21 protein-coding genes and 1 pseudogene are annotated in these 25,134 nt (G+C 40.8%); 14 read left to right on the top strand and 8 right to left on the bottom strand.

What is annotated here, in order from left to right; all coding sequences use genetic code 11:
• Positions 1–387 precede the first annotated feature (387 nt).
• The 3 genes from F0228_RS06375 to F0228_RS06365 all read left to right on the top strand — a co-directional run bounded on the left by F0228_RS06375 (position 388) and on the right by F0228_RS06365 (position 4,444).
• A complete protein-coding gene (locus tag F0228_RS06375) occupies positions 388–1,641 on the top strand; it encodes an AAA family ATPase (RefSeq protein WP_216619290.1) in 1,254 nt (417 codons plus the stop codon).
• Positions 1,634–2,377, top strand: coding sequence for an HNH endonuclease (locus F0228_RS06370; RefSeq protein WP_171762036.1), 744 nt, complete (start codon positions 1,634–1,636; stop codon positions 2,375–2,377). Before F0228_RS06375 ends, F0228_RS06370 begins: the two co-directional genes overlap by 8 nt.
• Positions 2,378–3,031: 654 nt before the next feature.
• Positions 3,032–4,444, top strand: coding sequence for a GIY-YIG nuclease family protein (locus F0228_RS06365; protein ID WP_171762035.1), 1,413 nt, complete (start codon positions 3,032–3,034; stop codon positions 4,442–4,444).
• A gap of 600 nt (positions 4,445–5,044) precedes the next feature.
• On the opposite strand, the gene F0228_RS06360 is transcribed toward F0228_RS06365, so the two are convergent.
• The 4 genes from F0228_RS06360 to F0228_RS06345 all read right to left on the bottom strand — a co-directional run bounded on the left by F0228_RS06360 (position 5,045) and on the right by F0228_RS06345 (position 12,195).
• Complete coding sequence (locus tag F0228_RS06360) at positions 5,045–6,820, bottom strand: AAA family ATPase (RefSeq protein ID WP_171762034.1); 1,776 nt, start codon at positions 6,818–6,820, stop codon at positions 5,045–5,047.
• A gap of 779 nt (positions 6,821–7,599) precedes the next feature.
• Entirely contained in the window at positions 7,600–8,076 is a 477-nt protein-coding gene (locus F0228_RS06355; protein WP_171762033.1) for a hypothetical protein, read from the bottom strand.
• Between the two features lie 32 nt (positions 8,077–8,108).
• Positions 8,109–11,048, bottom strand: a complete 2,940-nt coding sequence (locus F0228_RS06350; RefSeq protein ID WP_102362622.1) for an RNA-directed DNA polymerase — start codon at positions 11,046–11,048, stop codon at positions 8,109–8,111.
• Between the two features lie 748 nt (positions 11,049–11,796).
• The gene (locus F0228_RS06345; RefSeq protein ID WP_171762032.1) at positions 11,797–12,195 is read right to left on the bottom strand and encodes a hypothetical protein; all 399 of its coding nucleotides are present in this window, start codon (positions 12,193–12,195) and stop codon (positions 11,797–11,799) included.
• 141 nt (positions 12,196–12,336) lie between these two features.
• On the opposite strand from F0228_RS06345, the gene F0228_RS06340 reads away from it, so the two are divergent.
• The 9 genes and pseudogenes from F0228_RS06340 to sstT all read left to right on the top strand — a co-directional run bounded on the left by F0228_RS06340 (position 12,337) and on the right by sstT (position 18,537).
• Positions 12,337–12,747, top strand: coding sequence for a hypothetical protein (locus F0228_RS06340; RefSeq protein WP_108180394.1), 411 nt, complete (start codon positions 12,337–12,339; stop codon positions 12,745–12,747).
• A 172-nt stretch (positions 12,748–12,919) separates the two neighbouring features.
• On the top strand, positions 12,920–13,192 hold the full coding sequence (locus F0228_RS06335) for a hypothetical protein (RefSeq protein WP_171762031.1): 273 nt from the start codon (positions 12,920–12,922) through the stop codon (positions 13,190–13,192).
• A 447-nt stretch (positions 13,193–13,639) separates the two neighbouring features.
• Positions 13,640–13,798 (top strand): alpha-amylase, encoded by a 159-nt coding sequence (locus F0228_RS06330; protein ID WP_171762030.1) that lies wholly within the window; start codon positions 13,640–13,642, stop codon positions 13,796–13,798.
• A 2-nt stretch (positions 13,799–13,800) separates the two neighbouring features.
• Positions 13,801–13,938 carry a hypothetical protein gene (locus F0228_RS06325; RefSeq protein ID WP_171762029.1) on the top strand — a complete coding sequence of 46 codons (138 nt, stop codon included), beginning with the start codon at positions 13,801–13,803 and terminating at the stop codon, positions 13,936–13,938.
• Positions 13,939–13,997: 59 nt separating this feature from the next.
• Entirely contained in the window at positions 13,998–14,723 is a 726-nt protein-coding gene (locus F0228_RS06320; protein ID WP_171762028.1) for a hypothetical protein, read from the top strand.
• Positions 14,724–15,382: 659 nt separating this feature from the next.
• The gene (locus tag F0228_RS06315; protein WP_171762027.1) at positions 15,383–15,697 is read left to right on the top strand and encodes a hypothetical protein; all 315 of its coding nucleotides are present in this window, start codon (positions 15,383–15,385) and stop codon (positions 15,695–15,697) included.
• Positions 15,698–15,834: 137 nt separating this feature from the next.
• Positions 15,835–16,275, top strand: coding sequence for a YqiA/YcfP family alpha/beta fold hydrolase (locus F0228_RS06310; RefSeq protein WP_171762026.1), 441 nt, complete (start codon positions 15,835–15,837; stop codon positions 16,273–16,275).
• 254 nt (positions 16,276–16,529) lie between these two features.
• Positions 16,530–16,919: pseudogene (gene rsgA, locus F0228_RS06305) on the top strand (GTPase RsgA); the annotation flags it as partial.
• 403 nt (positions 16,920–17,322) lie between these two features.
• The gene (gene sstT, locus F0228_RS06300) at positions 17,323–18,537 is read left to right on the top strand and encodes a serine/threonine transporter SstT (protein ID WP_004740432.1); all 1,215 of its coding nucleotides are present in this window, start codon (positions 17,323–17,325) and stop codon (positions 18,535–18,537) included.
• 161 nt (positions 18,538–18,698) lie between these two features.
• Here sstT and F0228_RS06295 read toward each other — a convergent pair whose 3' ends face one another.
• From F0228_RS06295 to F0228_RS06285, 3 genes are all read right to left on the bottom strand, one after another.
• Positions 18,699–19,895 carry a tetratricopeptide repeat protein gene (locus F0228_RS06295; protein ID WP_061032125.1) on the bottom strand — a complete coding sequence of 399 codons (1,197 nt, stop codon included), beginning with the start codon at positions 19,893–19,895 and terminating at the stop codon, positions 18,699–18,701.
• 633 nt (positions 19,896–20,528) lie between these two features.
• Positions 20,529–21,458 (bottom strand): LysR substrate-binding domain-containing protein, encoded by a 930-nt coding sequence (locus F0228_RS06290; RefSeq protein ID WP_171762025.1) that lies wholly within the window; start codon positions 21,456–21,458, stop codon positions 20,529–20,531.
• A 26-nt stretch (positions 21,459–21,484) separates the two neighbouring features.
• Positions 21,485–21,925 carry an Lrp/AsnC family transcriptional regulator gene (locus tag F0228_RS06285; RefSeq protein ID WP_171762024.1) on the bottom strand — a complete coding sequence of 147 codons (441 nt, stop codon included), beginning with the start codon at positions 21,923–21,925 and terminating at the stop codon, positions 21,485–21,487.
• Between the two features lie 141 nt (positions 21,926–22,066).
• On the opposite strand from F0228_RS06285, the gene F0228_RS06280 reads away from it, so the two are divergent.
• The gene (locus F0228_RS06280) at positions 22,067–22,651 is read left to right on the top strand and encodes a LysE family translocator (RefSeq protein ID WP_060980635.1); all 585 of its coding nucleotides are present in this window, start codon (positions 22,067–22,069) and stop codon (positions 22,649–22,651) included.
• 54 nt (positions 22,652–22,705) lie between these two features.
• Here the strand turns inward: F0228_RS06280 and F0228_RS06275 are convergent, their stop codons facing one another.
• A complete protein-coding gene (locus tag F0228_RS06275; RefSeq protein ID WP_171762023.1) occupies positions 22,706–23,095 on the bottom strand; it encodes a DUF1294 domain-containing protein in 390 nt (129 codons plus the stop codon).
• A 157-nt stretch (positions 23,096–23,252) separates the two neighbouring features.
• Here F0228_RS06275 and F0228_RS06270 point away from each other — a divergent pair, with 157 nt between their 5' ends.
• Entirely contained in the window at positions 23,253–25,025 is a 1,773-nt protein-coding gene (locus F0228_RS06270) for an alpha-amylase family protein (RefSeq protein WP_171762022.1), read from the top strand.
• Positions 25,026–25,134: the final 109 nt, after the last annotated feature.

Below are 25,134 nucleotides of genomic sequence, written 5' to 3'. Positions count from 1 at the left end.
ATTAAGTTCTTCAGAAGATACTCCGTCCCTTCTTTCGAAGCCGTTATATGAATCGTAAATCGGAATTGTCCAGAGCCGTCATAGGTTGAATTTTTACCCGTGGCAACTTTCTAGCTCAAAAGTGTCCCAAGCCGTGTTTAGGAAACCCACCAAGTCATTACTTGGTCTAATTAAGCTATTTGTATTTGGTAACAGCATCGTACCCAATTTCCCGGGCACCTCATACCTCAATAAGCGTTTAAAGCTACTAGTCTTTAAATCACCATCTTTTATTGTATTTTCATACAGGAATGGTTCTTCGGTTTCTTACGATAAGAGTGATATTCAATAATTAAGATGCTTTGTGTATCATGCATATGTAACTACATGAACAGTGAGAGTGTTAATTTGAATAGAATCTATATTGAGAAACTTCATGTTAAGAACTTTCGTCAATTTGATGAGCTTAATGTTTCTTTTAACCAAGGTTTCAACTTTATTGCAGGCCCAAACGGTTGTGGCAAAACCTCCATTTTATCAGCAATAGCCCACAGCATTTCTACTGGTAGCTTTGGATATTCTAGATTTAAAACAGGAGCGGAAGTATGGACGGATATGAATGTACAAGGCGCCCACGTACGGATAGGGTTTGGTTCTGGTGCTATTAGGGACTCAGGTTACAGAAATGCGACTTACGTTAGCCATGTTGATCCTCCAGTAGAGCAAGGTCGAAAGGTTGTGCCAATCCATCAGTCTGAGCAAGCGCTTACAGGGGCGCTGCCATTATTTATAGGGGCGAGCCGAAGTATTAAATACAAAAAAATTCAAGGTATGACTCGTGAGCCCACCCTAAATGAGAACAATCGAACATACGTAAATAGTGGTAATAGTGCGCTTTATGGAGATAAAGAAACAAACATAAAACAATGGATAATTAATCGTGATTTTTTAATTGAAAAAGATTGGGCGGAAGAGGAACGAGCCAACTGGAACCATATGCTAGGTTTATTGCCTGAAATCGGGCCATTTGATAGCAACTTTTCTTACATCAAAACAGGCAGAGATTTAGAGCCTGAATTTTCCCTTTATGGCCAAAGTTGTTATCTGGAAGAACTTTCTTCTGGGTTTCAGGCCGTATTATCAATCATAGCCAATATAATTGAATGGATTGAGGGCACTCGTCCCGAAGGAATGAGAAGTGTTATAGCTGCTTCTGGTACAGTCTTAATTGACGAGTTAGATCTTCATTTACATCCAGAGTGGCAGTTTACACTGCGAAATGGACTCGAAAAGTTATTTCCAAACATCCAATTTATCGTTACTACCCACTCGCCACACATTTTAGCTTCAGCTAAACAAAGCGAAGTTATTGTAATGCCAAAAATACAAGGTGGTGAGACATATAACCTTCAACCTACAAATACAATGTTTTCAGGATGGAATACTGACCAAATACTTGCGGATGTGATGGGAGTTCAGAGCTTAGAAAACAAACAGTATGCTCAACTCATCGCAACAGCCTTTGAGCATGTAGAAAAGCATAATCCAGAGGCTTTACAGTTATCGATTGACGACTTGCTAAGGGTTACTCACCCAAATGATGTCATAGTACCAGTTCTTCAAGCTAAACTAGCATCGATGGTGGCTATGCAAAATGATTAAGTTAGTGCGCGGGATAAAGCCAGATATTTTAAATGCTCATCACGACACTTGGCAGGTGGCTTTAGATGCAGCTATACAAAAGTATGGGTCGTACAAAAATATCCCAAAAAAAGAAAAAGATAGTTTATTGAGCCATTACCGTCACCAAGATATCAAAGATATTTTATTCGCAACATCTAAGCTTAAATGTGCTTTTTGTGAATGTAAGCCAACGGAAGGGGGAAATATCGAGGTTGAGCACTTCAAACCGAAGTCAATTTATCCTGAGTTCGCGTTTGAGTGGTTAAATTTTCTTCCATCATGCAATAAGTGTAATAACAGTAAACTAAATCATGACACGGGTAAGCTTCCTATCGTTAACCCTTATGAAACAGATCCTGAGGATGTTTTTTACTATGAAGACATTAGAATTCGACCTGTAGACGGAAACAAACTAGGTAACACTACTATTGAAGTTTGTGGTTTGAATACTGTAAGGCTAATGACTCCCAGAGGACAACTCTTAGCTAGCCTTCACGAATTCGCTTATTCAATGGAAGAAGCTTTAAATGACTATCATAGTTGTTCAACTGAGCTTACAAAGATGAATCGGTTAAGAAAAATCTCTTCATCAATTGATTCAATAGAAGAATTAACGAAATCTTCTAGCAAGTATTCAGCATACTGTTCACACTATTTGCGAAATTGTCAGTCCTACATTGACGCTAAAAAACTCATCCGTTCTGCTATGGAATAGAAAAAATTCTGTAGAGTATTGCCTTACCTTTAATAATCTAAATCACCAGAGCTAGAGGGAAATCTCTAGCTCACTTCTGTCCAAAAGCGTCACAACTTGAATTTTAACACATGGCATTTTTTAGCTTGAAAATGCCCCATTCCGAGGTTGCGCAACGGAACTCTGATAACCCCCGCTAGAAAATAGGCCTACTTTTACTAAAGGTAGTCCGTGTAGCATCAGTATGCGGAGTCTCCTAAAAGCGGTGTTTATAGTCAGCAACTCTCTCCTGCATAGCTACGCGAGTTTGTTGGAGGACATGTCTCGAAATTGAAAAGAAAATAATATTTGATTTTACTAAATTAGCACATCATAAATTAACTATGGTAATGCAAATCTTCTTTTTAATGATTGAAGCATTGAGCTCAGGCGAAGCAAATAAGTGTATAGAAAGCAGAAGCCTTATCAGTACGCTAGAAACACCTAGTCTACAATTATATGTGCATCAATGATGGTATGATGGGTGTATAAGATTCGATTGTATAAGTTGTGAGAAACATGAAACCTATAGAGTTCCGTGGCGTAGTCTACAAAAGTCTAAGTTCTTTCTTTATTGAGAACAAGCATCTGATCAATTGCTCTAAGCCTACTCTGACTATACGGCTAAATGAAGGTATGGATATTGAAGAAGCTATAGTTGCCTCTAAAAAGAAGACTGGAACTACCTTCATTGAGCCTCAGCTTATTGAAGGCGTTATATATAAAACCATAAAAGAAATTGCTGAAGCATACAAAGTTAACTTTAATACTATGTTCAAAAGGTATTCTCGAGGAAAGCGTGGTGAGGATCTGGTCAAGAAAACCGAACGTAAAGACTATGTTGAAGAGTCAAAAGTAATTTCCAAGAAAAAGTATATACCTGATAGCGCAAAGGCAATTGAATATGAGGGAGTGGTTTACACTTCACAGAAAAATATATGCGCGGTTTTCAATGTTGATAGAGCCACCTTCCGTGTTCGCAGAAAACGCGGACTTACTATTGGTCAGGCTCTGGGTCAAGAACCTACTGTTGATGGTCGTACGACTACCGCTAAAGTAAAAAAACATGAATATCAAGGAAAAGAATATACTATCCCAGCGCTATCTAAGGCGTTTGGTATAAATGAGAGTACGATTCGTGATCGCCTTAATCGCGGAGCAACTGTTGAACAAGCACTATCAAAAGAAAAAATTGATCGTGGTATCCTCACTCCTCAACGTAATGTTCCTACAAAAAAAAGGTCTCATAACGTTCCAGTTATGGTTGTTGACGGTAAAACTTATTCATCTTACAAGGCTCTAGCTGATGAGTACGGCTTAAAACAATACGTGGTACGACAACGTATTGTTGATTATGGCTGGACACCAGAAGACGCAGTGAAGCTTGAGGGTAAGCATAAGTCATTTATAGTAGATGGAAAAGTATTTCCAACTCTACAGGACGCAGCTAAAGAATATGGTATTAAGATCGAAACATTGAGAGGTAGAAGGGAGATGGGGTGGACTCCTCGACAGATTGTTGGGCTCGATATAGCGCCACACTTGACAGTTTACAAATGGGATGGAAAGGAGTTTGGGACAGTTCGAGATGTTGCCCAATATGTTGGAATGTCAGAAAAATTGCTATCAAGTCGACTGACTAGAATGACCCTAGCGGACGCCATTGAGTTAGGCAATAAAAGGGTTGTGAATAGTGGCCGTTATAACATGACTATCCTTGAACGCGATGAAGAGTTAGCTAACACACCTAGTTTTTTGTACTTCTTAGAAATGATTGTCGATGAGCGATTAGCGTATAAGGTCGGAATTACAACGACCACAGTAGCTGAACGAATGTCATCAGAGCGAGGCGTTCTATGGGAAGAGATTGCTGTTGGTAACGGTACCTTGATGGAGTGTTTCAAACTAGAGCAAGCTATCCATGAATTAATGGAAGATAAAAACATTAAAGATATCGATGGTAGTATTATGGATGGGTACACCGAACTGTTTGATTTTAATGATAGTGATGTGGAGAGTATTAAAGAGTTAATCGCTGAACTATTATAACTACTTCCCACTGGCTAACTCTAATACCTGCCACATTAATAGGAGTAGGTAAAATGTATATGTAACCACTCTAACTAATAATGGGCAGACGCGCTTCAAGGGTAAATTGCAGTTTGCATGTCCTGCAAAAGATTCTGCATAAAGTGAACCCGCCACCACAGATCGAAATTGAACGTTTCTGTTCATTTTGTTACAACTCAGGCACTGCGTTCAGCGGAGCCTGATTGCGTTTTGGGATATCTAAAGTTATTCGATGATAGCAAAATTATAAGAACTACTGACACGTCTTTGTCCAGAGGTGTGCTAAAGCCGATCACGGCAAGCACACATTTCTCCATTCCTGTTTAGACCAAATACTCGTTTATATCTTGTGGATGCGAGCTTACCCTGCCTTGAACTTATGCAAGGCAAAATGCAAATTTGACACTGTTCTGTCATAGCCTGTTAGCCTGCTCAATGTTAATTATTACACTACCAGTATTTATACCCTGTAGTTACCCTAAGCACTATCTTTGTAAAGTTATTTGGAATAACCGTTAATTCCTTACTTTTCAGCCTGTTATAGCTTGAAAAAAGGAGAAGCCCATATACCCCGTAGCGTTATTCTATATGATTAGATTTCTTAATGAACGTGACTAGTTGGTTAAGACGTTTGTTTAGATCTAACTTGGTTAAGTCTGCAGGGTAATTGTCGGTGTAGTGGTTTGCTACTTTTACCTTACTAGCTGTAGGGTAGGGTTTAGCTTTGTTCTTAGAAACGGTTTTATGTGTGAACTCAAGAAGGTTCTCCCACTTTCCTTTAGCACGTAGCTTAATCGCTGATTTAGGATGAACGGCTGTTACAGTATCTTCCAGCTTATCCTCATCTAAATAGTTCTCTACTTCACGGCCTTCTGTTACCCAAGCAAACCCTGGGCCCATGTTGAACTCATCTCGTAGGCGCTTCTTTGTATCATTGATTCTGCTTTGTGGTGCGGCTTTATCGCTGTCGATCATGATGACACTGCTACGATTCAATTTCCGCAGTGAGATAAGTTCTTTTTCATGTTCTTCTAGTTCATCAGGATCGTATCCGCTGAGATGACTAGCTAAGCGTCCACCATAAAACATTATAGAGTAGTGTATCCCTTCCACTAGGCTATCATCCTTAGCTTTAAGCCAATAGTTTAAGTAGGTTCTATCTGATGGGCCTTCTACCCAAATCACGCAATTGGCTTGGAGAATGTCCGAGCCTTTGTAACCTAGGCTTGCGCAAAGTTCAGAACGCTCGCGCGTATTAGAAACAGCCGCGACTTTTGATACGCCCTCTTCCATCGATACATGGAAAATTTGAGCCTCAGTCGCATCAAGTAGGTGTGCAGAGTGTGTCGTAATAAAGTACTGATTGTTGGTATCAGTATTTAGGTAGTTGATGAGCTTACGCTGAAGGATTGGGTGCAAATGAAGTTCAGGTTCTTCTATACACACAACAGTATTTTCAAGGAGTGTCGCGGCAGCAGCCAAGATAACAACCTCATGAATACCAGTGCCCAGAGACTCTAATGGGAGAGTCTTGTCATCCATATGTACGATGATCATCGATCGATCATGAGGTATTTCTAGAGTAGCACTGTCATTCTCTAACACAGAACGCAAAAAGGTATTAATCTTAGCGAATTTTTTTTTGTCTTGTTGGTTTGTACCAATCGCTGGGCGTTCTAGCTTTTGAAGACGCTCAATAATACCTGAACCACTAAAATCCGATTGGTTAGATAGCTGAGAGTCGAACTGGCCAATTTGACGAATTGCAGGTATGAATATGGGGCTAAAGTTTAGCTTGGGCTTTACCATTGCCATTGCATTTAAAACATCTGGAATATTCTGTTTATCAGTCTGGTAGTAGCTATTATTCAGAGAAATGTTGAGACTTCTCCAACTAAAACCTTCAGGTACAGCTAGGTTAATGGCATATTGATTGTCTAGAGGTTCGTGAGTATGACTACTGCGATGGTCAAAATTGAACCAAGTATAAACATCTTCGCCTTGTCCAATATGCCCAAAAAGTTCTGTACCAAAAAGCCACTCAAAGTGTACTTCCTGCTCTTTGTAATCTGTTCGCTTTATAAGGCTTTTACTCAGCGCCTTTACAGTTTCCTTTGATGCTGCAATTGAAAACTTGAAGTTGCCAGAGCCCACTTGAGGAATATCAAGCTGATCGAACTTTGTCTCGTGTTTTGTAAACAAGGTTTGGTGTTCACAGATAAGCCTCATCACATTCGACTTACCTGAGTTGTTAGCACCAATTAGAAAGTTGATCTTTTGAAGGGGGGCAATGACAGCTTTTTCTTCATTGCCGAAGCTGCGATAGCCAGAGAATGCAAAACCAGAAAGTATCACTCAATAAATTCCCATAATTCCGAAGGTTATTGCTGAGATGATACTATGGAACTTCCTAAATGCCATTCTATTCATACGTAATCAGGTGACTATAAGTATATATTGTCTTGAAATACTAGGCGGAGTATATATGCCCCCTTATGATGTGCTTACGCAACTAAAGCCAGCGGTTTTGTAACCAATTCAGCACCTTAGTGTTAAACTTTGGCTTCACCGCAGTCGTAAATAGACAAGTGAGATTGTATAAGCAACTGATTCATGAGGATATTTTACCCATATTGACGCCATATTTCAGCGTGGTGGGTTAGGCCATTTTGCCACATAAATAGAGATGGACATGGCTTTGCCAGCATTGCTTTATGATACCTGACCTAATCCACATATCACTAAATTAGCAAAATCACTGACACGCTTTTGTCCAAAACAGTTACAGTCGGCACTTTCCCACCCGAAAGTGCCCCAAAATTGTTTAGAGCACATGAATTACAAAATCTAGGGCATGCGTTTGCTCCTACTAGAAGTTATCCGCACTCAGCATATCCCCGCGTGGTTTTGTGTAATGCTTTAAACCATTCTATAGGGTAATCCAAAAGTGGCTAATTGAGTAAAGCCTCCGACAAACTTTTGTCAAAAAGTGAACTGTGTAGGTATTGAGTTGAAAATGAAGGTAATCGACACTATATAATACAAACTGCCAAATCATGCATGAGTCTTTACAACTGGCTCATTTAATTTCCTGTCCGTGATGCTTCCTAGAATAAACTCACAACCGTTAGTTATTAGCCTGAGATGAGTTCCGCCGTGGTTTGCTCTCTTGGTTCTGGTAAGTGCTTTCTTAACCGAGAACTCCATTCTTTTCTAGCAACTGATTTTGATACTTCAAGATGCCATACATGTCTTTTAAGCTGCGATTTGATAGCTTCGTTCCATGTATCGCTATTAGGTTCAGCATCTAACACTTGCTCAAAACAAAAGAGCATCTGAGCGATAAACCAACGGTACTTTGAATAAGTGGCTGGGTCGCTCGTTATATTCATCTTAGTACCTCTGGCTAGCTCTGGGTGCTCAAAACATAGATTTAAGTAACTTTGATATGAAGCGTATGCTGTAGCTCTTCTCGCTTCATTGCGTGAAGACAATATCTGGATGATGGCAAATACAAGTGCGAAGAAAGCGATTATCATGACGAATATATCGGCTCGTGCATCCCAGAACTCAAAACTTAAAAATTGTGCTGCACCAAAATCTAAATACATACTTAGCTCCTAAAAGTGTTTTATTCTATATCTCAACGACTTATTACTTTTTCGCAATCGTAACCTGGGGGCAAGTGCTTGAATGAGGCCCCTGCACCTGGTCTAGATTTGTACTGAAACTCCCTTAGCTTTTGTATATCTATATCGGTCGTTAAAACACAAGCATTGTTTCCACCTTTGACATAAAGCATTGTTTTATTATATGTTTTACTTGGTCTAAGTACGCATGAGCCGCCATATTGAGACGTGTTGGATTGAACTACATAGCAATGAAGGTCTCTGACAGCAGACTCCAAGATATGTTGGTAGTAGTTAGTATCCTTGTTCCATACACACGCGAAGATCATATCAACTTCAGATTTGAATAGAGTTCTGTGTTCTATGTCAGATAACTCGAAACAGTTGTATGTGGTAAAACTTACTCCGTTCCAATTTACTTTATGGTAATAGTTCTTTGGTTTATGCAGCATGTTTGCGGGTGCAAGTCTTAGTGAATCAATAAGCTCTAATTCACTAGGAGCGTAGTGGTTTTTAAGCCTAACGGAGATTGCACACGACTTATATTTGTTCGAAGCTTTGAATGGGAGTACTTCAATGATTAAATTATAAACTTGGTTGCCTACGACCCAATGCTCTAACCCAAATATCAACCCTATCTGATGTCTGCGAGAGTGAGCTACCATAAAAGGAAGCCAAGTGACTGGTATAGCGACTTCTGGCATAATTAAGAGTTCTGCCTGCTCTTTGATCGCTGAGTTTAGTAACTGATATAACCTCTTCTGACGTTCGAAGCTCACATTGGAGCGTTTGTCCTTCCTTAAAGATGAATCGATATCTCGCTCATCTACAACCATGTTGGCTAACGCAAGTCTTATGCTGTGCTTGCTCTTACTACTCCCAACAGTAAAAGTAGACTTAACATTGCTCTTATCGTCTAGTGGCTCAAAATCAACAGGCAGTTTCTGGAAAAAAACCTTTTCCTCGTAGGATATTAGGGAGCTTTTTTGCCATTCTACGAGCTGTTTTTCTGCGTGAAGAGCATCGGGTAGTTTGAATAGTTGCCACTCATCTAAGTGGATAAACCTAGGTGACATTTTTATTTTCTCAGCACACAAAGCAACTGTTTCAATCTCTAGAAACGAGTCTTCGTTCGTAAGGTCTCCGTTGAAATCAGCAAAGTTGGCTAATGGCCATGAAACTAAATGATGTCGAAGCAGATTTGATTTTCTAAATGACCATGAGTAATGGGCTAGTTGATTTTCAAATATGAAGGCCGCTAGTTTGTCTTTGCCGCTGCTTAGAAATACTTTATGCGCCTCATCAGTACCTTCTTCTGGCGGTTCAGCAATATCTAGCAAGGCGACCGTAAGAGATAGAGATAGATGGTTATATAACTCCATATCTTTGTGGAGTTTAGTCGTCAATCTTTTTCTAACCCTTTGACTTGTAGGATTGATAACCCGAATCTTCTTGATTTCAGATTCTAATGTGTTTACGAATCTAAATATAAAATCATATCTTTTGGTTACCAGAGCATATTGGTAGACTTTTTCCCAAAGACGGTTGAATTGAAGGGCATTAGCTCCTCTAAAGAAAAGTTGAATGTCAGGTATGACAGTGCTGTTATAGTCTAACTTACAGAGTCTATGCGCAGTTATATGGCTCGATAAATATTTTGATAACTCAGTTTCATTTTCAGCTAGACCAACAACACTCCTCAGCTTATTAGCTGAACCATCATACAGAATATCATAAGCAAATTTATCCAGTTCTTTGTCAATGTGCTCTGTAGGTAAAAACTTAAAAGCACTACTTCTTTCTTCTAGCTCTTGTTTGAATATGTCTAGTCCAGCTTTACTGTGGTTTTTGTCGAAGTACTGGAGTATTAGTTTATCCCTTTGAATCGGAAGCTTGTTCTGAGCGATAGTAATGAAATAGTCAGCTTTTGGGCCTTTATCTCGTTTCAATAGATTGTTGAAATAGTGTTCAATAAAGCTTTCAATTGGGTTTTGTTGTTCAAAGTTTGGGCGTCTAAAAACTAGCAGGATATCGTCTACGTAACGACCATAGTATGAGGGTCTAACTTTATTAGAGATATCCTCATCAAACTCAGATAGATACCAGTTGGCGATGATGGCGGACGAAGCCATGCCTATAGGTAGCCACAATTTTTCCTGGCAATCAGGGTGAGTCAGTGTTGCGGACTTATAAGTAGTATAATTGTATGTATCGTGGACTTTTTCCAAGGCTTCGGTCAATAACTTAGCCAATTCTAGGTCGACAAAACAACCCTTATTTTGTTCAATGAAGTCAGATATTGAGTTGAAATCGAAATCAACATGATAGAAGTATGATTTCAAGTCGAGAGATAGAAGAGCAACATCTTCTTCCTTGTCCGCGAGGTTTGATGCTATTTCAATAGCTTGATCTCGCCACTGATTGTATTGGTCTACATAACGCTTAAAGATATCTTTAGTGTAATTTGAAGGCTTATCCTCAGTGTCATTGCTGGTCAGGAAGCTTTTGAGTCTATTCCCATAACAATCATCAGACAGTTTACTATCCATTACAGAGCCTACTACGGTACACCACAACATCTCTACAACATGAAGCTCAACTGGGGCATTGATAAAGTAGTTTACTTTTTCAACTTGATACTGAGGTGAAGATGTAATGTTTGAAATGAAAAGGCCATTTCTCTCATTATGCTGGTTTTGTTTGGTATCTTCAGTTCTTGATACTGACTTCGGTAACAAATGATAGGAAATTTCGTCCAACCAATCTTTAAAATCATTAGTAGCCACGGGATTTTTGCTTTTTAGAACTGAAAGTATCTTTTGAAGAGATGTGTCAAGGTCTGTACTTTCGAAAGCAGCTACTCTTTGTTTCAAAAATAGGTTGAGATTATCTTGATAAGCGTAGCTCTTGAGTGAAAGATATGCGCTTCTAATAGTTTCTATATCCAACTTCATGCTCTTCATGTCTCAGTATTGATTTATGTTAATTCATTGTAGTTATGCAATGGTTTTATGCGCTTATGTTATCATATGTTTCGCAATTTTAATCAAAAGCTTGGATACTGCTATTGACTCATCTTTGCCCTATGCTGGGGCGTTTGGAGTAGCTAAATCAGTTCTTCCCCCCTTTCAGTTCGACAAACTCATCACGCAAGCAGCGTGACGCAACTTCCATGATGAGCATCTTCCGCAATTGACCGTGCATATTTGTACGGGAATTGAGAATATTCCATATTTAAAGTAACTCATGATTATCTAAATTAGGAAAAGTGCTAACTAACTTCTGTCCATAGGCTTCATAGATCTGAAGTTTTACCCATGGCACCTTCTAGCTCAAAAGTGCCCCAAAGTGAGCTAGAGATGGATTGAACTTAGTTTCAAACCCTGCAATTTACCTTACTTTTACTCATGCCTAGAGTTCCAACAATGAAGCTAAATGTTCTAATCCACAAACAACAGGCTAATGTTCAATCACACTCACGCACGAATATATTGTTCAACTATTTCTAATCTATTGAATAATTGAGAACTAAAAGGAAATTTTTGATTGATAACGTGCCTTGAATCGGAAGGAATATGTGCTTGCACGGCTTTCAACTAGAGGTTAGAAAAATCTGAATTATATACATAATTTTCAGTTAGTTAGAGATGGTGCTTAAGATATTCTGAATATATAAATTCGTGCTGGCACGATATTAAAATGTTAGGCGTCACCCAGCCTGAAAGTATCATTAATAGAATAATTTCTTAACCTTGTTTTCACTATGACGCTATAACCATACTTCCTATAAATTCTCGATTCTTTCTCTGATAAGGGATACGCATCAGAAAAAAAGCCATTAGGATCTATAGCGGAGTCGGTTTTTACATCATATACATAAATGCACTCTCTGCGCATAGACCATCTACGCCAGAAAAGAAGGCGACAATTGGGATAAACATAGAACCCTGCAATTTTTGCGTCATCAACTAATGCAACGGCAAATAGTTTATTACTATCAAATTGCTTCCCTACAACTAAGGTATTGTGCTCGGGTTTGTGTCTCAACATATCTAAAAAATACCTTATCGCGCCAAAGTTTACCGGGATGCTTTCAATCATAAATGAGTACCTAAGAGATTTGATTCATTGTAAATCTTATTAAGCTACTGATAAAGTTGAGTTTGCGTCTAACAAGGCGTTATGTTGATCTCCCAAGTCATATGTAGCAAAATGCATATTTATTTATATAAGGAGGTTGGTATGGATATTTTAGATAAATTCTCAGCAGTTAAAGAGCATGCGGACTTGCTTGCCATTCCTTTTCTTTCAATTGCGTATTACGACTATTTTCCCGCATCACTAAGCGAGGGAAGTGACATCGCTTGGCTTTACAGTGTCTCTCCGAGTTTAGGAGTTGCTGCGAATCTTATAGTTGCTGTCGCTGTGGCTATTGTTTCTTATGCCCTTTTATTTGCGGGAGCTAGTTATTTTAGTGCGTATCATTCTGTTCCAATGTTTCCGATATTGGGTTTTATAGCGTTGGCTATGGCATTTGCTCCTCAATTTGGACTTCAAGACTTTACCTGGATAAAACCATCGTTATCTTTCGCGCTAGGCGCTGTAGGTTTGTCTATGTTGTCATTGAGTTTTATCGCCAAAAGATCAACATAACAAGGCGTTATAAGCCACGATCACAAGAACACATACCTGTAGTTTTAAGACCTTTTCCCTAAACGTGTACCATGTGTTGTTAATTGATTTGATTCACAAAAATACAGTTTTTAACACTGTATAAAGGTTTGGTTATAAATCGTGTGTGTGATTCAAATCATAAGGAGATTATATGGATTGGGATGATGTTAATGGACCACTAACTTACTCAGGTGATGGAACCATGGTTCCGGATATGGATAGTGAAATAGAAGTCGGTGAACACGCAAAATTAAGATCTGGAGAATTTGAAGTTAAGGTAGAAATCACTGAAGTATGGGATGACTGCATAGAGGGTGAAATTATACACTTAGGTCCAGAACCACAACTAGAAGTAAATGGCTTGTTTCGAGGTGATATCGTTGAATTTAATGAGGAAAATATAGTAACACTGTATCGGAACTAGGCTTATAACAAGCATTTCAGGTTTCAAGGTACTCTTTTTAATCTTGTATAAACGGTTTAGAGCTATAGGTCTAAATCGTTTTTGTCCAGAACCTTCACAGATGGCACTTCTTAACTCAGAAACGCCCCATTGTCATTCAGAGTAAAAGCTCAATCATATTCTGTTGAAGCGGACTTACCCTATCAAACCTTATTTGAAGCAACCTGTGATTACTGAGTGTTCCGACTCCTGTTCAGCTATTAAAACTGTGTGGTATTTATGCCTTCGGCTATCTAGCCGTTGAAACGTTGCAGCAATCCGAACTGATAATCTGCGAGAGTATGCTTCTCTAACTAACATCCAATCAAAAATCACCGAGAATCACTGAATAATCACTGTTCTATCTTCGTCTTTGTGAAACCGTCTTTCATACAATGTCATCGTTCATTCAACAATGGAGATAGAACGATGAACAACAAACAGAACAACAAACAGAACAACCATAAAGCAAATCAAGGCAACGGCAACAAAGGTACACCTGGACATAACACCACGTACCAAAAGGCTCAAGATAATCGAGCAAATCAGCTAAACCCAAACAACTCACGTTATCAAGGAAAGAAATAGTTATGATGGATTCTTCAGATATGTCACAAGATGAGCTAGACCTGTGGTCTGATATTAATAACCCTAATAATGAGTCTGATATGGATGACTGGGCGGATGCTCACAATCCAAATAATGATGACTACTTAGGGGATGACTAAGTCTAAAGCCGATGGTTTAATGCCATCGGCTTTTCATTAAAAAAAACAGTTGGTTGGCGATGGGTGAAACAGATAAGAAGTTCAAACTAACAAGACAGCTGCTCAGGTTAGCAATAGATGCTGCAGGATATCGAAACGAGGATATAGCAGTTAAAGCGGGGTTGAGCGGAAAATCTGTTGCTCAAGTTTCTGCATGGCGAAATGGACGTAAGAATGCAACTGAAAGGCAGATGGCGTACTTTATTAAGGAGTATGGTCATTTGCTAAAACGGAAGATGGAGCATCTGTTCTGTTTCTGTGACCCTATATCAGACGCAGCAGTAACGCGGTATGAAAAGTTGTCTGGAGAGGTTGTTTTTAAGCATCAAATCAGAGTTTTGTCTCAGAAAGGTAGAGCAATTAGTAGTACAGCTGTTCTTCGTTTTATTGTTTTAGAAGATAACCGTAATTTTCATGTTATTCAACAGCTTAGGGGTGGATTGACACGAGAGCAGTTAAGTAAAGGTTTATATTATGAGGTGTTTCATAGTGATAACGAGGATGCTAACTGGTATTCGTACTGTATCAGTACCCGATTAGATCTTGACGGTATACTTGAAACTTTTAATGGCTTTAAAACTTCATTGCTGGACAATACTAATCCAGTCGATAGATTGTATTATGGAAATAACTCGGCAAATTACGAAAGTTCATTTTTCTCTGCAAAACAGGTACAACCTCTAGAGTACTCATTTTATCAAAAGTTAATGAAACTTGGTTTGCATAGCGATCTGTTGCCGTTTTAAGATGTACCCGAAAACCCAATAGCTAAAGAGGGGCTTAATCCTCGAATCAGGGCTGGATACCAGCGCAACTAAATAATACCTTTCTTAGGGATCACCACCTCAGCTTTAAAGTTGAGGTTGTGTATAGGTATTCGGATAACCTTGTAATCTGTCGCGGACTAGGTGAAAACGCCGAGGCAAGTAGCTGAAACGGTTCAAGGTTTCTTAGGGATAGGGGTGGGTAAAGTCGAACCATATAGTTTCATGCTGTATCGTTCGACTTTTATTTTTTATGCTATACGGCTCTCAATTTTGTTAATCAAAAACTCGCCAAACTCTTTAGTTATCTGCATCTTATCGTTGCCGAAATTGAGTGTGCAAGAAGTATAGTGGGTAACTGATTTCGGCCTACTGATTAGAAGTTTTTCTATACCTCAGGTAATCCGTTAAGCGCTAATTTAGTAACATCTGTAAAACAGTTTTGTCCAAGAGTTTCTTAGGTTGAATTTCTACCCTTGGCACTTTCTAACTAAAACGTGTTCAATGTGAGTTTCGAACTTTGTTGTCATGCTTTAATGCTCTCAGACACTAGTATAAGCCCATTTATTCAGTAATCATAAGACTAGACTTTTCATAATTACTTGTCAGGAAATGATTTTCTGATTCTACTCGAGGAAAATATGGCACTAAATTTTAGAGAAAAAGTCATCTTCTTTATAGCTATTGTGATTAGCCCTATCTGCATAAGCCTCTACAATATTTTTATTGGTCCTGCGCCTGAAAATGTACCAATACTAAACTGTGAAGCACAAGAAAGTTTGCAAGATCCAAGGGTTGTAGCCTTCTACTCGCGCCTCCCTGAAATTGAAGAGCTGGCAAAATTATCAGACGCAATCTACGCAAGTACACCTACAACGTTAGCTCCGGACATTAGAAGATTTTGCTCTGATAAAGAGTGCGAAGTTAAAGAGACCAAAAACGGTATGCGGCTCTGATTGCCATTGATGAGTGGCAAATTGATCAACCTAGTATCATAGTCGTTTTTCGAGGTACTGGTGATGACGCTAACAATGGCATCGATAAACATGACGGCAATACCAATACATCCCAGTACATAGGGGTGCTACCACCAATGTATCAAGATGCAACAGAACTGCTCATGACTTTAAAAAACGAATACCCGGATTTTTCTATCACAACATCAGGTCACTCGCTCGGTGGTGCGTTGGCAAATGTTAGCTCACGAAAAAATGATGTGAACGCAGTGATATTTAACCCTGCAACCTTGAACACATACAATGTAGTGGATAGCATAATGGATAGACAAAGTCACTACACTAGCTCTATGGTCACTATTGTAAATGAGAAAGATCGAATCTCTGCAGCAAAATTAGCATCTTCGCCACTTAAGTATCAAGGCGCGCTTTTTGTGCTGCCAGAACGTTGGCACTGCATATTAAAATGTAACCACAACATTTCTGAAGTACGCAGTCGGCTTGGTATCATTAGTCAATCGAAACGGGCAGAAAAAAAAGTTTGTGAGTCTTATAATGGGCTTTCGAAAGTAATTTAAGCTTTATAAGACAGACTGGTGCCTGAATAAACCTTTGTACGTGTGTAGGGAATGAATAAAGAAAAACAATGGTCCCATTACTATAGACATGGAATCAAAATTCTATTGATTTTCTTGTAACAACAAACAATAGTTATGCTTAATATCAGCCCTTTTCTGTAAGTAATACATCGAAAATTGTTACATGACATAAAGCCAACATTTAAGTTGAATGTAACACTTTATGGCAATACTTAGGTTAAATTAGACGCCACGACAGTAAAGGTCGTCATACAACCACATCACGATCACTCCACTTGCTCGCATCAGGTGGCTTGCTTCTCGACACTCCAGGAATGCGAGAGCTCCAACTTGCAGACTGCGCTGAAGGCGTGAGTGAAACTTTTTCAGACGTCGAAGAGTTAGCAATGCACTGCCGCTTCTCTGATTGTCATCATGAATCAGAGCCGGGATGCAAGATAAGGGCTGCCATTGAGAGTGGTGAACTGTCTGAAAGACGATTTACTAACTATCAAAAGCTACTGAGAGAGCAAGCAAGAAACGGCGCTTCTCTTGCAGAGCAACGCGCTAACAATAAGCAGCTTTCCAAAATGTACCGAAACGTACAGTCAGAAAGCCGCAATATTAAGAAAGGCTCAGCTTAAGCAGCTAGATATAAAGGTAATCTGAGTTAATCGCTCAACACTGAGCTGAAACACCGAGCCCCACGTGCCAATCGCGTGGGGCTTTTTGTTTCAATTAGATAAGAAAGCGACTATTTACGCACACGATGTTCTTACTAATCGCCATTTACATCTTCTAATTTACAGTACATTAGCTCTACCAAATATGAATTTGTAGATTTTTAGCTAAATCAAAATACATTTATTTAACATTTAGCTCTAAAAACACCACGTAGTGCAAACAATCACACTAAAAGTAAACTATTCCTAGACACCCGCTACGATCCCGCTAATATGACCGCCCATTCCACTAGTGTATAGTTGGAATCGGTACAACTTTATAAAAGATACATCACTATAATAAATTAACAATTGCAGGTATTTTATGCAAAATCACAACATGCTCGCCCGCATCGCTCGTGGGAATCTTGTCCTACAGATCCTTGCTGGTATTGTTTTCGGTGTCGTTCTCGCCATGGTTTCTCCTTCAGCAGCTCAAGACGCAGGCCTTTTAGGTAGTCTGTTTGTTGGCGCTCTGAAAGCTGTTGCCCCAATTTTAGTATTCATTCTTGTTGCAGCTTCTATCGCAAACCAAAAGAAAGGTCAGCATACTCATATGCGTCCAATCATCGTGCTTTACCTGATTGGTACCTTCTCAGCTGCACTTACAGCCGTAGTATTAAGCTTCATGTTTCCAACCACTTTGACACTGGTTGCTGGCGCGGAAGGTGCTACTCCTCCTCAAGGTATTGGTGAAGTTCTTCACACGCTTCTATTCAAGCTTGTAGACAACCCAGTTAGCGCGCTAATGAACGCAAACTACATCGGTATTCTTGCTTGGGCTATCGGTCTTGGTCTGGCTCTGCACCACGCATCTGCAACAACCAAAGCGGTTTTCGAAGATCTAAGCCACAGTGTTTCACACATTGTTCGCTTCATCATTCGCCTAGCACCATTTGGTATCTTCGGTCTAGTTTCAGCGACTTTCGCAACCACTGGCTTTGAGGCGCTAGCAAGCTATGGTCAACTTCTAGCGGTACTACTAGGTTCAATGCTCATCATTGCTCTAGTGGTTAACCCACTGCTTGTTTTCGTTAAAACAAAGCAGAACCCATACCCTCTAGTATTCCAATGTATTCGTGAATCAGGCGTAACTGCATTCTTCACTCGTTCAAGTGCTGCGAACATCCCAGTAAACATGAACCTTTGTAAGAAACTAAACCTAGACGAAGACACTTACTCTGTATCTATTCCACTAGGTGCAACCATCAACATGGCTGGCGCTGCAATCACTATCACTGTGTTAACGCTGGCTGCTGTACACACGATGGGTATTGAGATTGATATATTCACTGCAATCCTACTAAGCCTAGTTGCTGCGGTATCGGCATGTGGTGCATCTGGTGTTGCGGGTGGCTCATTGCTACTTATCCCTCTTGCATGTGGTCTATTCGGTATCTCAAACGATGTTGCGATGCAGGTAGTAGCGGTAGGTTTCATCATCGGTGTGATTCAAGATTCTGCTGAAACAGCGCTTAACAGCTCGACAGACGTAGTGTTCACAGCTGCAGTATGTAAAGCTGAGCAGAACAAAGCTTAATAAGCCTTTTTTGGCTCTCAAGCCAAAAACTATATAAAGAAAAAGGGAAGCAGATGCTTCCCTTTTTTGTTGGCTAGATTTTCTAGATAAGAGTTAGAACTTAAATCAACTCATCGCTGATTGGTAGCAGGCTCATTAAATAAGCCGATGACCACCATCGACTAGTTTCTGTTCCAGTTAGACTGACTAAAATCTAGAGGGTCAATACCGTGATTGGCTTGTGTCTCTGAGGATGTCTGTTCGGTACTAGGTTGCTGGCTGTAATCGACATTCGCTTCCTGTGCAGTCGATACCGGTATTTCTAGATGGCTGGTCTCTACACTTAATGGCTCAGCCTCTTCATCAGACGCTTCTTTCACTTTCTTTGGAATCGGTATATTGCGTTTGTAAAGCTTGTTGAGCGCCTTGATAATAGAGTGCTTAGTGATTGCTTGCTGAGTAAGTTTGGTCATGATCGGTTTAGTCAGTGCTTGTAAGCCCACAACCGCATCGACACCTAGCTCACCGCCTACTTTATCTCGCTGCTGCTTAGCTTCTGAGTAGCCAAAATGAGCAGATAGGAATAGCCAGATATAAGCAATCGCATTACCGTGTTCACCATGGTCTATCCATGCCTCACCGGCTCTAAACATCGCCTCTGCGCTGTTCTTTTCTGCTGCTGTCTCAAACCAGTACACAGCCTCACCATGGTTAGGCTCTACGCCAACACCATTTAAGTAACTCATACCCAGTTTGATCTTACCGTCTAGGTTGTTTTTCTCCGCCGCTTTGCGATACCAATCAACAGAGCTTTCTGCAGAGTAGTCTGGGTTTTCTTTGTCTAGGCACCAGTCACCCATGAATAGCATCGCTTCGGTATTACCACCAGCAGCAGATTCCTCAATATAGGTGTAGCCTTTGGGGATGTTCTTCACGGTCCCGCGTCCATGGACCAGCGCTTTACCCATCTCAAATTTCGCCGACATATCGTTATCTAAGGCAGAGATCGCAAGCTGCCAAAAGTTGGCTTGTTCTCTCAAGATCAGATCTTCTTTGCGCTTCATACTTAAGCGAACAATGCCGTACATGCCGTTGACGTTATCCAAATGCGCCGCTTTATCGTACCAATATAACGCTTCCTTGATATTGTTACGTTCAGCCTCTTTCGCTAAATATAGAATCGACGGGACATGCCCTGTTTCTGCTTTAAAGTGGCGCTCTTTTTGCTCTTGGATACGTGCTTTTTCAATCGCCTTTCGGTAAGCGACAGCTCGCGCTTTACGTTCTTGTTCCAAGCGCTGCTTTCTTAGTGATAAAGAAATCAGCCACACAGCAACAAGTATTAACGAAAGAGCGGTCGCACCAATTGCGATTCCCATTGTACTCATAAAATGTTTAACCTAATTCGGTTCCGTTCTACTCTATATCGGCCACAAGCAGCCTATATTGAGTAGTTAATTTCTGGGGCTATTAGCCCTGATGGTGACAAGAGACGCAGTCTCTATACGCTTCGCCTTAAACTCGGTTCAGTATCTCAGGAATACATAACGATAAGAAGTCTGCAAAGACTAATCCGTACGCACTCCATAAATCGTGTGATCTTGCTTCAATAAGGAGGGTTTATCGAGCTTGCCTTTCATCAAGTTAGACTCAACCATTCACCAGAAACTGATGGTTAAAGACCTGTACCTGAAAGCAGCGGTGACGTTGCCCCACCAAGTGTGACAACGTCACTCGCGCGTGAAATATCAAGATCTATGAAGCGGGCACTGATCGTCGATCAAGAAGTAGAAATTGATGGCCACGTACTGAGGACAAAAGCTTACCCAAGTGGCAAAGAAGTGATTCACAATCACTAACTTCAACCAAGGGGCACTCTTTGTGAGAAAAAGCCGCTCACGCTAGCTATATCTGAACTTTACATTGTAAATTAGTGACGGCAGGAAAGTAAAAAAGAGCCAGATCGTGTGACGTTCTGGCTTCTTTTTTGATTTGATATAGCAGAGAAACCGTTAATCTTGCTGCATCTTCTCCCAAATCGTTGGCGACCCAATATAATCTTGCACTGAGGTGATGAACTCTTTTACTAGCTTGGTCTGCTTACGGTGTGGGTAGACGGCATAAATGGCGGTATCAGCTGTTGAAATGGCGTAATAAGGAAGCAGTGTCACTAAGCCCAACTCTTTCATGGAGGCGTACAGATTTGATTGATCAAGAAAGCCATAACCTAATCCATCTTTCACACAAGACACCATAGTACGAACATCACTCACCTTATAATTGCCACGAATCGTCAGGCTCTGAAAAGTATTGCCATGCGGCTCTTCACTTATGCGTAGATGATCCACCGTCATATCGCCATTGGTATAAATCACGGCAGGCAGAGACAACAGATCTTGTGGCGTTTTCGGCTCACCATGCTGCTTCACAAAGTCATTCGAGGCGACCAGCATGAAGTTACTGTCGGCTATCTTCTTCGCAATCAAATTCGATTCCACCAGCTTGCTAAAGCGGAACGCAATATCAAACTGCCCGGCAATGATGTTGGCGATCTTGTCGTCCAAGGAAAGTACGATCTGAACATCCGGGTACTTTCTCATGAACTGCGTGATGATAGGTTGCAGGTATTGCTGACCAAAATAGATAGGCGACGTAATACGCAGCACGCCTTTCGGCTCTGACTGATACGAATCAGCGATACCTTGAATCTGATTGATGGTGTCTTTCAGCACATAGGTTTGCGCAAGAATATCTTCCCCAGCAGACGTCAAAGAAAACGATCGAGTAGAACGGTTGAGTAGCTGAACACCTAAGTCTTGCTCAAGCTTTTTGATCTGTTTAGAGAGAGAGGAATTGTCCATGTCGTGCAAGGTTGCCGCTTTGGTAAACGACCCTTGTTGAACTACATCTAAGAACAATAGCAACTGATTGGTATTGGGCACTGTGCCGCTCCTGATATTAAGCTCGATTAACGTTCATCTTTAGGGGTGTCCATCACCACCATGGTTGTGATGGATTGAACCTGAGCACATTCCCCTAACACATCGGCATGAAACTTCTTATAGCTCGGTAAGTCTTTAGTCTCGACTCGCAACAAGTACTCATTGGCTCCGGTGATGTTGTGACACTCGACCACCTCTTTCTCCATAGCGACGTGCTCTTCAAACTCCAATTGAGCAGATTTTTTGTGGCTTGATAAACCGATCGAAACGTAGGCTATAAAACCCACGCCCATCAAACTGTTATCGAGAACCGCACGATAACCTTGAATGATGCCTCTCCGCTCAAGATCTTGTACACGCCTTAACGTCGCTGAAGCCGACAAACCAATCCGCTCTGAGAGCTCAATATTGGAGATTCTGCCGTCCAACTTAAGCTCTTGCAATATCCTTTCGTCAAATCTATCCATGAGTACTTATTATTGTGCATTTAGTGATAATAGAGGAAATAAAAGCACATAATTGCCTCACTTTCCACCTACTATGTTTCTCAACACGTGAAAGTCATGACCGGTCAGTCACTTCGTTCATTTTATTGCTGGAGAACCATTATGCCTTTAGAACAACTTAGCGCACTTGCCTTGTTTGCGTTTGTCTCGACCTTCACACCGGGTCCAAATAACATCATGCTCATGACATCAGGTGCCAATGTTGGCTTTGCCCGTACTATTCCGCACATGCTTGGCATTGCTCTAGGTTTTGCTGCTATGTTGCTATTGGTTGGCTTTGGTTTAATGGGGGTTTTCAACGCCTATCCGGTGACTCACCAAGTATTGAAATACCTGAGCCTTGCGTACTTGGTGTACCTCGCAATTAAAATAGCCAAGAGTGGAAAAGCGAAAAGCACTGAAGCTTATAAACCGATGACCTTCATCGGCGCGGCAAGTTTTCAATGGGTTAACCCGAAAGGTTGGTCAATGGCACTTACAGCCATTTCTGTTTATAGCAGTGGCAGTTCATGGTGGGAACTTGCGATCATCGCAGCCATTTTTACATTAGCTAACTTACCGTCGGTAACCTTTTGGACTGCAGCAGGCAAGCAACTGCAACACTGGTTAACAACTCCAGTACGTATCAAAAGCTTTAATTACGGTATGGCGGGGTTACTGTTAGCATCAACGATTCCAATGCTCTAATCGACTCACTATAGCTATTGATGGTTAGTACACAGTTACTAGCCATCATTATCGTTAAAGAAGCCCGATAATCTCACTTACCCAACGACCAAACATCGTCTGCCCGCTCGGCGTTAACGTCCATACAAACGCCGCTACATTGATTACTACGGTTAGCCAATAGATCGCTCTGAAAGGCTGTTTTTGTGTTTTATGACGCAGCTTATCTTGTGCGATCAAAGCGCCTAACCAACCACCAACAACAGAAAAGATGTGCAAGGTTTTCTCTGGCACGCGCCAATTACCATTAATCGCGGCTCGCTTGTCTTTTGCGTACACAAAAAACGTCACGACACCGATAACTAAATACCACGCCAACAGCACTTTAGAACTTTCCGCAAACAACATAGATGCAGCCACCAGAACCAAATAAGTGGTAGCGATTTGAATAGATGAAGACAACATCAACTCCTTTTGGGTAACAGCTCACATACTGTGGCAATTACGCCCTGTAGATTTTGATAAGGATGAGTAAGGCGTATTGTAATTCAGTTAGCCTGCACAAAATAAACAACCCCTTTCATCACTACATAACATGATGGAAGTTAAAGGAATTATAAATATGTACAACAAAAAGTACGTCATCTACCAAGTTTTTACGCGTTTATTTGGCAATAAAAACACCCAACATGTCCCATGGGGCACCCTTGAACAAAATGGCGTGGGCAAATTCAGTGATTTTACCGACAAAGCGCTGTCTGAAATTCGCAAGCTTGGAATGACTCACATTTGGTATACCGGAGTTCCTCACCACGCTTTAATCAATGACTACAAACATATTGGTATTTCAGACGATCACCCAAGCGTGGTAAAAGGCCGTGCAGGCTCTCCTTATGCCGTAAAAGATTACTACTCAGTTAACCCTGATCTCGCTGATAACCCCGAGCAGCGACTAGAGGAATTTGAGGCGCTAATTAAAAGAAGTCACGACAACGGCTTAAAGGTGATCATCGATATCGTCCCTAACCATGTTGCACGTCATTACAAAGGGTTAAATAATCCCGAGGGCGTCAGTGACTTTGGTGCTCACGATGACACAAGTCTCGAATACCATAGAGACAATAACTTCTACTACATCCCAAACAGCGCCTTTGAGCTGCCGAATATCGAGCCCGATTTTACTCCACTTGGTGGTGAACAACACCCAACCCTACACTCTCCATTTGTCGAAATACCCGCTAAATGGACAGGTAATGGCTCACGCCTAGCGAAACCCAATTTCGACGATTGGTATGAAACCGTAAAGATCAATTACGGTGTGCGCCCTGATGGTTCAAAGGATTTCCCAGACTTACCGAGTGACTATGCTCAACGTGATTACCGAGATCACTTCGATTTCTGGAAATCTATCGATGTGCCTAACTCTTGGGTTAAGTTCAGAGACATCGCCTTGTTCTGGTTAGATAAAGGCGTCGATGGGTTTCGTTACGATATGGCTGAAATGGTGCCTGTTGAGTTTTGGAGCTATCTCAACTCATCAATAAAGATGCAAAAAACCAATGCCTTTCTAATGGCAGAGGTGTATCAGCCAGATTTGTACCGCGACTACATTCACCTAGGAAAAATGGGCTATCTATACGACAAAGTGGACCTATACGATGGGCTAAAAGCCATTATGCAAGGCAAAGCCTCAACAGCCATCATTCCCGAGATTCAGCAGCAAATGATGGACATAGAGCACCACATGCTGCACTTCTTGGATAACCATGATGAACAGCGTATCGCGTCTCCTGAATTTGTAGGCGACCCGAATATCGCCAAACCTGCAATGCTCGTCAGCGCCTTATTGAGCAGCTCACCGACCATGGTCTATTTTGGACAAGAAGTCGGCGAACCGGGCGCGGAGAACGCAGGCTTTGGACAACCCTCTCGAACATCCATCTTTGACTACATCGGTGTCCCACAGCATCAAAAATGGATGAACCACGGCGCCTTCGATGGTGGGCTATTAAACGATAGCGAAAAGCAGCTGCGTCACTTCTATCAGAAGGTGATGAACTTTTCTCTTGAGCACTCTTCAATGACTGGGCATTACCGAGACTTACACCAAAGCAATAATTTGAGTGATTCGGTTTACGCATTTCTGCGCTATGACGACCAAGAGCTGACAATAGTTGCTGCGAATTTCAGCCAACACACTACAAAGCGTGTTTGCTTGGCCATTCCACGTGATGTAACCCAAGCAATTAAAATTGCGGATGGCAGTTACTTTCTTAATGAATATATCGAATCTATTCAGTCACAAGAATTACGCGTAGAGGAAGGGATTGGCTGTTTCAATATTGAATTAAAACCGCTGGCATCATTGGCTTGGGTATTACCTTTAAATACTTAAAACCCTTTTCGATATTATATAGAAAGAAAATAAAGGTTAATTGATAATTAACTTAATTCTTAAGTTAAATTAACAGGTGATCATTTCGATATATTCCTCACATTTATAA

Source organism: Vibrio sp. 99K-1 (genome assembly GCF_013114585.1).
Taxonomy (GTDB): Bacteria; Pseudomonadota; Gammaproteobacteria; order Enterobacterales; family Vibrionaceae; genus Vibrio; species Vibrio chagasii_B.
The sequence above is the reverse complement of the archived record's forward strand: the minus strand, read 5'-3'. Positions and strand labels throughout refer to the sequence as shown.